General features: G+C 37.2%; 12 protein-coding genes. 10 read left to right on the plus strand and 2 right to left on the minus strand.

All coding sequences use genetic code 11. From position 1 onward, the window contains the following. Positions 1 to 13: 13 nt before the first annotated feature. The 4 genes from RGU12_RS01350 to RGU12_RS01365 are packed head-to-tail and all read left to right on the plus strand — an operon-like array spanning position 14 to position 4,019. The gene (locus RGU12_RS01350) at positions 14 to 670 is read left to right on the plus strand and encodes a DUF4129 domain-containing protein (RefSeq protein WP_309534459.1); all 657 of its coding nucleotides are present in this window, start codon (positions 14 to 16) and stop codon (positions 668 to 670) included. Beyond that, on the plus strand, positions 657 to 1,784 hold the full coding sequence (locus RGU12_RS01355; RefSeq protein ID WP_309534460.1) for a DUF4350 domain-containing protein: 1,128 nt from the start codon (positions 657 to 659) through the stop codon (positions 1,782 to 1,784). Before RGU12_RS01350 ends, RGU12_RS01355 begins: the two co-directional genes overlap by 14 nt. Continuing rightward, complete coding sequence (locus tag RGU12_RS01360; RefSeq protein ID WP_309534461.1) at positions 1,781 to 2,710, plus strand: AAA family ATPase; 930 nt, start codon at positions 1,781 to 1,783, stop codon at positions 2,708 to 2,710. The genes RGU12_RS01355 and RGU12_RS01360 overlap by 4 nt, the downstream gene beginning before the upstream one ends. Beyond that, positions 2,661 to 4,019, plus strand: coding sequence for a DUF58 domain-containing protein (locus RGU12_RS01365; RefSeq protein WP_309534462.1), 1,359 nt, complete (start codon positions 2,661 to 2,663; stop codon positions 4,017 to 4,019). Before RGU12_RS01360 ends, RGU12_RS01365 begins: the two co-directional genes overlap by 50 nt. On the opposite strand, the gene RGU12_RS01370 is transcribed toward RGU12_RS01365, so the two are convergent. Then, complete coding sequence (locus RGU12_RS01370; protein ID WP_309534463.1) at positions 3,997 to 4,977, minus strand: stage II sporulation protein M; 981 nt, start codon at positions 4,975 to 4,977, stop codon at positions 3,997 to 3,999. The genes RGU12_RS01365 and RGU12_RS01370 overlap by 23 nt on opposite strands. Before the next feature lie 103 nt (positions 4,978 to 5,080). Here RGU12_RS01370 and RGU12_RS01375 point away from each other — a divergent pair, with 103 nt between their 5' ends. From RGU12_RS01375 to RGU12_RS01385, 3 genes are all read left to right on the plus strand, one after another. Continuing rightward, on the plus strand, positions 5,081 to 5,887 hold the full coding sequence (locus RGU12_RS01375; protein WP_309534464.1) for an RDD family protein: 807 nt from the start codon (positions 5,081 to 5,083) through the stop codon (positions 5,885 to 5,887). A 178-nt stretch (positions 5,888 to 6,065) separates the two neighbouring features. Then, complete coding sequence (locus RGU12_RS01380) at positions 6,066 to 6,740, plus strand: N-acetylmuramoyl-L-alanine amidase (protein WP_309534465.1); 675 nt, start codon at positions 6,066 to 6,068, stop codon at positions 6,738 to 6,740. A gap of 152 nt (positions 6,741 to 6,892) precedes the next feature. Then, the gene (locus RGU12_RS01385) at positions 6,893 to 8,488 is read left to right on the plus strand and encodes a long-chain-fatty-acid--CoA ligase (protein WP_396232292.1); all 1,596 of its coding nucleotides are present in this window, start codon (positions 6,893 to 6,895) and stop codon (positions 8,486 to 8,488) included. 44 nt (positions 8,489 to 8,532) lie between these two features. On the opposite strand, the gene RGU12_RS01390 is transcribed toward RGU12_RS01385, so the two are convergent. Further along, positions 8,533 to 9,414: a DMT family transporter gene (locus RGU12_RS01390; RefSeq protein ID WP_309534467.1), complete on the minus strand. Its 882-nt coding sequence runs from the start codon at positions 9,412 to 9,414 to the stop codon at positions 8,533 to 8,535. 430 nt (positions 9,415 to 9,844) lie between these two features. Here RGU12_RS01390 and RGU12_RS01395 point away from each other — a divergent pair, with 430 nt between their 5' ends. The 3 genes from RGU12_RS01395 (at position 9,845) to RGU12_RS01405 (ending at position 12,400) form a co-directional block, all read left to right on the plus strand. Then, positions 9,845 to 10,123, plus strand: a complete 279-nt coding sequence (locus tag RGU12_RS01395) for a DUF1292 domain-containing protein (RefSeq protein WP_309534468.1) — start codon at positions 9,845 to 9,847, stop codon at positions 10,121 to 10,123. Between the two features lie 228 nt (positions 10,124 to 10,351). Continuing rightward, positions 10,352 to 10,900: a cysteine hydrolase family protein gene (locus RGU12_RS01400; protein WP_309534469.1), complete on the plus strand. Its 549-nt coding sequence runs from the start codon at positions 10,352 to 10,354 to the stop codon at positions 10,898 to 10,900. Positions 10,901 to 10,924: 24 nt separating this feature from the next. Next, positions 10,925 to 12,400 carry a nicotinate phosphoribosyltransferase gene (locus RGU12_RS01405; protein ID WP_309534470.1) on the plus strand — a complete coding sequence of 492 codons (1,476 nt, stop codon included), beginning with the start codon at positions 10,925 to 10,927 and terminating at the stop codon, positions 12,398 to 12,400. Positions 12,401 to 12,437 lie beyond the last annotated feature (37 nt).

Raw genomic sequence — 12,437 nt, forward strand, 5'->3', positions numbered from 1 at the left:
GTGGTGATCAATTATGGGACAAATGAATGAAGCAAGGGAACGGATGGAAGAAATTCTGAATGGAAAAGAATATCGAATTTACTATGATGAATCAAGGAACGTGTTTCAGGAATGGTGGGATCAAATAAAAAAATGGCTGGCTGACTTTATCGAAAATTTATTCCCTGCACTTGAGTCTGGGGGCGGTGCTGCAGAAGTGGTGCTAGTCCTTATTATTCTTGGAGCACTCCTGCTATTAGGTATTGCGATTTTTTTACTAGTACGAAATAAAAGGAGAAATACAAATTTAAGTAAACGCAATCCCCTTCATTCTGCTGTGGAATTAAGCTGGACATATCAAAAGCATGTACAAGAGGCGTTAAAACATGAAAAAAATCAGGATTTTTCACCTGCGACTAGACATTTATTTTTGGCACTTCTCCTGTTTTTCCATGATAAAGAATGGCTAGAGGCAAAATTATGGAAAACAAATTGGGAGTATTATGATGAACTGCGTAAAGTAAAACAGGCTTGGGCCGATGAATTTTATGATTTAGCATTGGTGTTCGATGAGGTTGCATATGGGGAATATGAGATTGATCAAGTAGAATACAATCAATTTCGAGAAAAAACCTTTGCTTGGCTAGAACACTCAGAAGGAGGAAAGGAGAAGCAGCATGCAGAACCGTAAAGTATGGATCACCTTAATTGGGCTTATTGCGCTCCTACTCTTACTAACGTATTTTATTGAATCTTACAACCCAAAGGTGTATCCACATTATGTATCTGATTCTCCTTCTCCAACGGGTGTAAAAGCGATTTATACATATTTAAACGATGAGCATAAAGTTAAAAAATGGTCACATTCACCAAACCTTCTTACCAACCAAGATGCAAATCAAGTTCTAATAATGGTGGAACCTTATTTCACTCCAGAACAAGAAGAGGCGGATGGGTATCTTGATTTTATAAAGGCTGGAAACAAAATTATTTTGTTTAAATCGAATCCACGAGGGATGTTTGATATTAAAACCCTTCCTGTCGAAATCGACCCTTTTAATGAGGAAGCCGTTACCATTAAAAATAAAGACGGGAAAGAATTTGATGCATTCTTCCAAGCCACTAATAGAATCATTCCTAGTGAAAAAGAGATGGTACTTTTAGAAGATGACGTCGGTGTAATAGCAACAAGTCGAAGAATAGGTGAAGGTGAACTGATCACAACCATTTCACCAGAGTGGATGTTGAATGGCAATCTATCAAACTATGATCATATTCCTCTGGTATTATCATTGATTGAACATAAAGATGTCTCCGTTTATTATTTTGATGAATATATTCACGGGACGAAAAATGCCTCTACAGTTACAACCTTATACCCTGTTTGGTTTTTAGTGTTCCTTTTACAAGGTGGAATTATCGTTATACTATGGGTTTGGTACAAAGGTAAACGGTTTGGTCCAGTTATTGTTCCCCGCGAAGAAACAGTTCGATTTAGTGACGAAAGTATTCAAGCATTGAGCGCATGGTATTTAAGAGGGCGTTACTACCATGAATCTATCAATATACAAGCAGATTACGTAAAACAGCTTTTACAGGAGAAATGGGGAGTTCCATTTCAGCGGGATTGGTCGGACCTTTCTACCAAATTGGTTCAACGATGGACTGGAAAAAATGAAAGGGAAATTAAACGTTATCTTGATGACCTCACAAACATATTAAAGACTGAAAAACTATCCAAACAAGATTATTTGTTATGGTCAAATAAATTAGATGAATTACGAAAAGAGGTGGAGAAAGGATGAGACCGGAACTTGCATCCTTACTAGAGAAATACGAACAACGAATTTTAGGTCAAAATATGAATCTCAGACTTTTACTTTCTGCCATTCTAGCTGGCGGTCATGTCTTGATTGAAGGTGTTCCAGGAACCGGAAAAACCCAAATGGTACGAACTCTTGCCACCTTACTTGGTGGGGATTTTAACCGAATCCAGTTTACACCTGATCTTTTACCAAGCGACATTACAGGAAGTATGATCTACAACATGAAAGAAGGACATTTTGAAACATTAAAAGGACCTGTTTTTACAAATGTCCTTTTAGCTGATGAAATTAACCGTACACCTGCTAAAACCCAAGCAGCCTTATTAGAAGCCATGGAGGAAAAACAGGTTACGATTCAAGGTGAGACATACAAGTTACCTGAGGTATTCTTTGTTGTAGCCACACAGAACCCTATTGAATTTGAGGGAACCTACCGATTACCAGAGGCTCAACAGGACCGTTTTTTATTTAAACTTTCAATTGATTTTCCTGCTTTTAATGAAGAAAAAATTGTTGTGAAACAAGTAGTTGAACAAAAATTCTATAATGAAGTAGCTTCTAATGTTCTTGATCTAAGCACCTTCTTATCCATACGTAATGAAATTGAAAAAGTTATTTTAGGTGACGGTGTTCTCGATTATATTATGCAAATCGTACGTAAAACGAGGGAATCTGAAACCATTCGATTTGGAGCAAGCACAAGGGCCGCTATTTCGATTGCGAAGGCGGCTCAGGCTTGGGCATATTTAGCTGGGCGAGATTATATCACACCAGATGATGTGAAATTGGTTTCAAAGCCTGCGTTAAGGCATCGGATTCAGTTATCTCCACATGCAGAATTGGAGGGAATCACCATTGACGAAATCATTGAAGAACTTGTGGGATCGGTTCCTGTTCCTCGATAAGGGGATTCTGCCTACAAAGAGGTTGATTTTAGTTTTACTATTACTTTCAATTGGATTTTTGGTGTTGTCATCATTTGAATTATCATGGGGACTGATCATTGGTCTTAATTTATTTGTTCTTTTTGGAAGTTTAGTTGACTTATTTTTTTCACCTAGAAAAAAGTATTTATCAGCCAATCGCAAATTACCGTCTGAAGTGGAGAGAGGACTTCCCACTCTGATTGAGGTTGAAATTTCCAACAATTCCACATTTGGTCTTTCATATCGATTAGTAGATGGTATTCCAGATTCCTTTACGAAATCCTTCCCTATCAAAGGAAACATTTCAGGTAAGACGACTTCACGAATCACTTACCAAATAGAAGCAATGGAACGCGGTGATTATCAAATAAATAAACTATATTTGCGATACAAGAGTTTACTAGGTTTATGGGAAAAACAACTCACGTTTACTATAGAAGACCACGTAAAAGTGATTCCTGATCTCTCAGAAACTAGGCAATACCTTGAAAATGCACAGAAATTTTTATTGTATGAAGGTGTAAAAATTCGCAAGCAACAAACCGGAACTGGTGAGTTTTCTAAAATCAGGAGTTATGTCGTCGGTGATGATCCGCGAACAATCAATTGGAGACAAACAGCTAAATTACATGAAGTCATGACAAATGAGTATGAACCAGAGCATGGAAAGTATATTACGGTATTACTTGATTGTGGCAGAATGATGGGTGCTGAGTTAGAAAAGGGAAATCGTCTTGAAAGAGCGATTGAATCCGCTATTACTGTTGCGACAGCAGCTCTTCAAAATGGAGATTATGTATCCATGCTAGCTTTTTCAACGGATGTAAAAGTTTTTGTCCCAGCCGGAAAAGGGATTACACATCTTCAAACTATTTTACAAGCGATTTATAATCTTAAGGTAGATGCGGTTGAATCAAATTATGGCGCTGTTCTATCTTATTTAGAAACAGTCCAAAAGAAGCGGAGTCTGCTTTTAATGTTTAGCGATGTACAAACGTTTGTGCGGGAAGAAAGCGCGTTGGTTTATTTACGAAAATTACGAAAACGGCATTATTTTCTCATGATTGGTGTAGAGGATGAAACTCTAAATCAAAGGATTAATGAGAAGCCTACAACTATTCAAAAAGCGATGCTAAAAAGTATGGCACAGCAGCAAATGCTTGTAAAAAAGAGAGAAAAACAAAAATGGGAAAACCAAGGCCTCATGATGATAGAGGCCAAGGAGGATAAGTTAGCAGTAACAGCCGTTTCCTATTATATTGATATTATGAATCGGAATTTGCTGTAGCTTCTTTTCTCATTAAAAAAAGTTTCCCTGTCAAGATGTAGAGGATTAACCCGATTACTGTAATGAATGCAACAGCGTATTTGGCTTCAAGCGAAATGGTCGCAGGTGTGATAAAGCCTTCGATGATGCCAGCAATGACAAATAAAGGAATTGTTCCTAGAAGTAGTTGAACAGAGCGTTTCGCCTGAATCTTTAGCTGATAACCTCTTGTGTACGGACCGGGCACGAGCAACTTGTATCCCATTAGCAGACCGGCTCCACCTGCTATAAATATAGCGGTAAGCTCGATCATCCCATGTGGAACGATATATGCCCAAAAATCATACGTTTTTCCATAATGCCAAAACAAACCAGCCAGGGCTCCGACGATGATACCGTTGTAGATTAATAGATAGACTGTTAACACACCAAAGGTAATTCCGCTTGCGAACGCGAGGATCGCCACCTGAATATTATTCGTCATAATACTTGCTGACATGAGGGATGAATCAACTTCACCATCTTGACTACCCAAATAGTCTGGATCAACCCCTTGAGCTATTTCTGCTGGCAAAATAGAAAACATATGGAGTGGATCCTGTAGGACTGAAAAAAAACTACCGACGCCACCTATAGTAAACAAAACAAAAGCAACAACTACAAATTTCCATTGCTCAAGTAAGAGTCCGATAAATTTCGTACTAAAGAAATAGCGAATTTGTTGGAAGCTTGAAACCTGATCTTTGTACAAAAGATTATGTGCCTTTGATACAAGACCGTTTAAATAAGGGGTAATCTCCTCATTTGGAAAATAGGTTTGACTGTAGGAAAGATGCCCGGCGCATTTTTGGTAAAGCCTATGAAACTCGTTAATTTCGTTGCTGCTACGAGATTTTCTACGCTTATGTAAAGTGAAAATCATTCGCTCAAGCTGCTTCCACTCATCTCGGTGTTGTTTGACAAATTGTTTCATGTTCACAGTCTAATCACCTCTTGAAATAGCAATAACCTTATTATAGTAATTTTAGAGAAAAATAGAAACTACGAATGTAAAAAACAACCAGAAAAGGGGGGGAGCTTTTTTGAATCAAGAACTGACCAAAATTAAAACACCTGAATTTGTTTCCATTCAATTTCAGTTAGCAGGGGTAGGTAGCCGGGCTGCTGCTTTCTTGCTTGATACATTGATATTGTCAATTTCAAGTTTTCTTATTTTATTTACCTTATTGCTTATTTTACACGGAGTATCCGATTTTTGGTTGCTTGGTGAAACGTTTTTTTCTGGACCAGTAGCCATTGCCATTATATTGTTATTCCTATTGAACTGGGGTTATTTTTTTCTATTGGAATTTTTTGCTGGGGGCAAGACGCTTGGGAAAAAGATTGTTGGAATTCGTGTAATTCAAGAAAACGGGCATAGTATAACATTGTTATCGAGTTTTATCCGGAACTTTCTACGCATCATTGATTCCTTACCAGCTTCATACTTTTTGGGAATTATCATGATCTTTTTTCACCCAAAGCATAAACGATTGGGAGACCTTGTTGCTGGTACAATTGTTATACATGAAAGGCGATCGAAAAATCTAAAAAAACAAAGTCCACTTGATAAGGAAATTCATAGACGTAGCCTTAGAAAAGATTCAATTACAATCGATCAGTGGACAATCAAATCTTTCGGAAACAAGGAATGGAAGCTACTGCAAACTTATTGCAATCGATTTTTACAACTAAAAGATGATGTGAAAGACAGAAGGACAAAACAAATTGCCGATATTTTGTTACCAAAGGCAGGAATTGACGTAACAGGCAAAACATTTGAGCAATTAGAAAATGAGTTATTAGTCCTATATCTCATTTTACGTGATGAATGGGAATTTGAACTTTAAAGCGCTTCAATCTGTGCGTGTTATAATGTCCATTAATTTGAAAAATCTTCCTACTTTAGACTGACATCCTAGTAATTACACTGTATAATTAATCTCGAATAACAAGAAATTGCAATACATATAGGTGATAATACCCACAAAAACTAGGGTTAAGTTGAAAACAGGAGATTTGGAAAACATGGAATGGAAGAAAGTTTGTATGGGCTGCATACTTACAGCACTGTTGTTCGGCTGTGCTGCGCAATCTAAGGAAATAAAAATTGAGAATACTGTGGTAGATGTGGCCACAGAAGAGATCATTGCAACAACCAATAAATCTTTACCTCTTGATCATTCGGAACAGCGCATAAACGAAATTACACATCTAATGATCCATTTTATTAGTAATGCCGGACTCAAACCTGAAGATCCATACAATGTAGATGATATCTATTCCATATTTGAAGAATATGGTCTTTCGGTTCATTATCTAATAGATCGCGAGGGAGAAATCTATAGTCTTGTATCTGAAGATAGAGTCGCATATCATGCAGGAAAAGGGAGTTTACCGAACTTCCCTGAATACGATAATAATATGAATCAATATTCGATCGGGATTGAGCTAATTGCAATAGGAACTAAAGAAGAGATGACAGGGATAATAGATGAAGAGACGTATAATCAAATCGACCCTTCGCTAGCTGGCTACACAGATGCCCAATACCAATCATTGCATCAGTTAATAGATAATATCTTGAAGAGAAATCCATCGATTTTACGAGACAGAAGCCACGTGATTGGGCATGATGAATATGCACCTGGAAGAAAAACAGACCCTGGTTCCCTATTTGATTGGACAAGAATCGGATTTTGACTTAATGTATCTTACTTTAGAAAACCATTTCTTTAAAGGACAGTTCAATTTAAAGAAATGGTTTTTTATTTCTAAATAATTTGAAAATAGTATGAATATTCCTTATAATGTAAGTGTTTACACGTTTCGTTTTATACTTACTAAAGGGGGAAATGAACTTGTATGTACCTTTGCTTTTATCTCAATTTTTAGATCGTGCTGTCAAACTGTATGGTGAAAAAACTGCACTAATTGATGATGACAAAAGCTTTACGTATGCAGAAGTAAACGATAGAGTGAATCAACTTTCCCGAGGATTAAGACATCTTGGTGTTGAGAAAGGGAATCGTGTTGCATATTTAGCTCCAAATTCTTCAGAAATGTTTGAGGGATTTTATGGAGTGTTTCAAATTGGCGCCATCATTGTACCATTAAACACAAGATTAATTCCATCCGATTATGAGTACATATTAAATCATAGTGAAACGAAAATCTTGTTTGTCGATCATGAGCTACTAGGACAAATTGAACCGATTCGTGAAAGATTAAATACGGTAGAAAAGATTATTGTCCATGGTGGGAAGGATAACACAGAATGGACGATTTCATATGAGGAATGGCTCGCAAGCTTTGAAAATGAACCAATCGAACGCCCTGAAATGGATGAGAAAGACATTGCAACACTTTTATATACAAGTGGAACAACTGGAAAACCAAAGGGTGTTATGCTCTCACATCGCAGTAATTACCTCCATGCCTTAACAACTATGCACCACCTTCGCGTATCAGATCGTGATATACTACTTCATATTTTACCGATGTTTCATGTCAATGGCTGGGGCTCACCTTTTTACTACACAGCTAACGGAGCTACACAGGTTTGCTTAAGAAAGGTAAAGCCTGAAGAGATTTTTAGAAAAATAGATACGTATAAAGTTACCGTTATGCATATGGCACCAACAGTTCTGAATACGTTATTACAATATACGGCATCAAATGGATTTACAAAGCAAGAACAAAATATCCGAATTGTCATCGCTGGTTCTGCACCTCCACCAGCATTTGTAAAACGTGTTGAAGAGGAGCTCGAATGGGAATTTATCCAAGTATATGGTATGACAGAAGCATCACCACTTATCACAACGTGCATAATCCGAGATACACAGGATAATGTTTCGAAAGAAGAAAAGTATCGCTTAAAAGCAAAAGCTGGGTATGAATTTATAGGAGCAGAGGTACGTGTTGTCAATCAATACGGGGAAGATGTAGCTCAGGATGGGAAAGAAATTGGGGAAGTGATCGTACGTAGTAATACTGTTATGGAAGGATACTTAAACAATAAAGAAGGTACGGACGAAGTGATTCGAAATGGCTATTATCACACAGGTGATATGGCGATTGTAGATGCAAATGGCAATATCGAAATAGCCGATCGTAAAAAAGACATTATTATTAGTGGTGGGGAAAACATCTCTTCCATCGAGGTTGAAAGTGCATTATATGATCATCCTGCTGTTTTAGAGGTTGCGATTATTTCCATTCCTCATGAGAAGTGGGGAGAGACACCACAGGCAATTGTGGTCAAACGTGAAGGGCATGATGTGACCGAAGAAGAGTTAATTGCATTCTCTCGTAATCGTCTGGCCCACTTTAAGGCTCCGACAAAGGTAGTCTTTAGAAATGAACTACCCAAAACTGCGTCTGGTAAAATTCAAAAGGTTCATCTTCGGAAGGAATACTGGCAGGAAAAAGAAAAATTTATTAACTAAAAGGAAGGACCCTATTCCCCCAATTGGGGAATGGGGTCCTCCATTTACGCACCAAGATTTTGTTCTATTTTTTTGTCTTTTGCAAATGTCCAATTAACCAAAAAGATACCTAGGAAAATAAGCAAGGCCCCCCCATATACAAACCATTCTACAACCTCATTTAAAATTATCCAGCCTGAGAGAACTCCAAAGAATGGTGCAAGAAACAAGAATGCAGACGTTTTACCGGGGTCGCCTTTATTTATTAAGTAAAACCAAATGGCAAATTGAACGATTGAAGCCATGATTGCAAGCCATAAAATGATAAATACCGATGTGGAAGTAATCGAGATTGTAGGGTCTTCAAACGTGAAGCTCATCAATAGCAGTAGGATACCACCGAATAACATCTGATAAGCTGTTAGCACCCAAATATTAAAACGGACGCCCCAATTTTTAATTAACAATGTCCCTATCGACCAGGAAATAGCCGAGCCAAGACCCAATACGACTCCAATTTCTAATTGAAGATGAAAGCCAAGCGTAATGAAAACCCCTATAAACCCAATGATTACCCCAGTCCAATGAAAAAAGTGATAGCGAATTCCTAGAAACAACGTACTTAAAATGACAACAAGTAAAGGATTGCTAAATGTGAGGATAGAAGATTCACCAGCAGTGATCGTCCGTAAGCTTAAAAAGATACACCCCATCACACCAGTTGTTTGAAAAAGTCCGATGGTGAATATTCGTAACCAATCTTGAAGTTGATTTGGAAGTGGTTTTTTCCAGACAAACAACGCCATGAGAATACCTGCAATTGTAAAGCGTAAACCAACTAGAAGAAGTGGCGATACATAATCTAACCCGATTTTTCCAACCGCAAAAGATGAGCCCATTAACGCAGTAGTGGTGACAACAAGAACACCAAATAGGAAAGGATTCATTTCATTACTCCCACTTTTTTCCTCATCATAGCATAAATTTAGGTTAAACATATACGATTTTCAGCTAAAAACCAAAAGAAAAAGGCAAGCTACATGCGCTTACCTTTCAAGTATCAATGAGAATTTGACAATACAAATTGAATATCCCTTCTACGCAAGAGTTGGAATTCGAACCAAATACTGAAGTCTAACAGTTAATTTTTTCATGAAAACCATCATTTTCACGAAAGTATAATACAACTCTGGGAATAAGCGAAATAGAATATTCAATGTATATCCCTCCACATTGATTAGTAGTGAGAGTAAAAAACTCTTCACAGGGTTATTATTTACTAACAACGAATTATCATGTGTACAAGGTATGTTTTAATCGGTACAATGAAAAGATAAAATAGTACTAGTTCATAACCTATTTGGGGAGGAAAAGAATATGGAAAAAGTAACAGTTGGAGAAGTTTTTTCTATCAGTGATGAATCAGGTGAGGATCAAGATGTTGAGGTACTCGGCGTAGTAACAATTGAAGGTACTGAATACGCTGCAGTTGGTTTTCTCGACGACCTAGAAGAAGATACCGAGGAAGATATCGATGTTTTCTTTTTAAAGATTGATGAAGAGGGAGATTTTTCAGCGATTGAAAGTGATGAAGAATTTGAGAAAGTATCCGCAGCCTTTGACGAAATCTTTGATGAAGAATTAGACGAAGAATAAAAACATCGGAACCCCACGAAACTCGGTGGGGTTCTTTACGTTAAACCCTTTGATTCTTTAAATAATTCAAAACATATAACAAAAAAGTGCAATTCTATTCAATATTCCACAAAATTCATATAAAATGAACTAAAGGTGAAAACTTTACACAAATTTAAACTAAATTACATAAAGTTTATCTTTTTGATGACTCGAACCGAAAGATTATATTAAAGAGGAGGAAATACTTTGAAAAAAGCATTGTTAAATGTAGATTATACAAATGATTTTGTTGCAAGTGACGGGGCATTAACTTGTGGGAAACCAGGGCAAGATATTGAAAAAGAAATTGTTCGTATCACTGAGGAATTTATCTCAAGCGGTGATTATGTTGTATTTGCAATTGATCTTCATAAAGAAGGCGATGGCCTACATCCTGAAACAAAGTTATTCCCACCTCACAATATAGAAGATACATCAGGAAGATTTCTATATGGGGATCTTCAAAGAGTTTTCAATGAACAACAAACAAATCCGAATGTATATTGGATGGATAAAACGAGATATTCTGCGTTTGCTGGAACAGACCTTGAGATTAAGTTGCGTGAACGTGGCATCAATGAAGTTCATATAGTGGGTGTTTGTACAGATATTTGTGTTCTCCACACGGCTGTTGATGCATATAACCGTGGATTTAAAATTGTTATCCACAGTTCAGCCGTCGCAAGCTTTAACCAAGCGGGGCATGAGTGGGCACTCGGACATTTTAAAGATTCAATCGGCGCAGAAGTTCGTTAGGTTATTTACTGGAGGTAATTTTTGATGAACAAACATTTTAATGATGACAGCATGGCATTACATACAGATTTATATCAAATAAACATGGCAGAAATTTATTGGCGGGAAGGATTACATAACCGTAGAGCAGTCTTTGAGGTAAACTTTCGGAAGCTTCCATTTGGGAATGGATATGCAGTTTATGCTGGACTTGAGAGAATTATCCATTTTCTAGAAAATTTCTCATTCAGTGAAACGGACATCGCCTATTTAAAGGAAGAAGGATATAAAGAAGATTTTCTTAATTATCTAAAGGAACTTCGTTTTACTGGAACTTTACGTTCAATGAAGGAAGGAGAAGTCGTATTTGCAAATGAACCTCTTCTTCGTATTGAAGGCCCCATTTGTGAAGTGGTATTATTAGAAACTCCAATCCTAAATATTATTAATTACCAAACGCTGATTGCCACAAAGGCTTCCCGTATTAAGCAGGTTGTTGGAGACCAAAATGCTATGGAATTCGGTACAAGACGAGCACAAGAAATGGATGCGGCGATTTGGGGAACGAGAGCCGCATATATCGCTGGATTTGATTCAACTTCAAATGTACGAGCAGGCAAATTATTTGGAATACCTATTTCTGGTACACATGCTCATTCATTAGTACAAGCATATCGAGATGAGTATCAAGCGTTTAAACATTATGCAAGCACACATAAAGATTGTGTTTTTCTTGTTGATACATATGATACATTGAAATCCGGTGTTCCGAATGCCATTAGAGTTGCTAAGGAAGAAGGAGACAATATTAATTTCATTGGAATACGCCTTGATAGTGGTGACTTGTCCTATTTATCAAAAGAAGCACGAAAAATGCTTGATGAAGCAGGATTTAAGGACGCAAAAATTGTGGCTTCGAATGATCTTGATGAACATACGATTATCAACTTAAAATCCCAAGGGGCTAAAATCGACTCATGGGGGATCGGAACAAAGCTTATTACTGCTTATGACCAACCAGCTCTTGGTGCTGTCTACAAACTTGTGTCAATTGAAGATAAAAATGGGGATATGGTAGACACTATAAAAATAAGCGGGAACCCTGAAAAAGTTTCAACACCGGGATTGAAGCGAGTGTATAGAATCATTAATAAAAATAGTCGAAAATCTGAAGGTGACTATATTACTCTTGAGCACGAGGAACCACAGAATGAGAAGCGAATCAAAATGTTCCATCCAGTTCATACATTTATAAGTAAATTTGTTACTAATTTTGAAGCGCGTGAATTGCAGTATACAATTTTTGATCATGGTAAACTTGTGTATGAGATTCCAACTTTACAGGAAATTCGCTCATTTTTAAATGAAAATCTGGAACTACTATGGGATGAGTACAAGCGTCCGACGATGCCAGAGGAATATCCAGTCGACCTAAGCCAGGAGTGCTGGAATAATAAAATGAAACGAATTGAAGAAGTAAAGGAAAATATCGAAGAAATGATTGGGAAAATGAACAATTAACCAGTTTGTTGCGAAAAGACCATTTTATAATGGAGGG

The organism is Ferdinandcohnia sp. QZ13 (assembly GCF_031324165.1).
Lineage (GTDB): Bacteria > Bacillota > Bacilli > Bacillales > Bacillaceae_L > Ferdinandcohnia.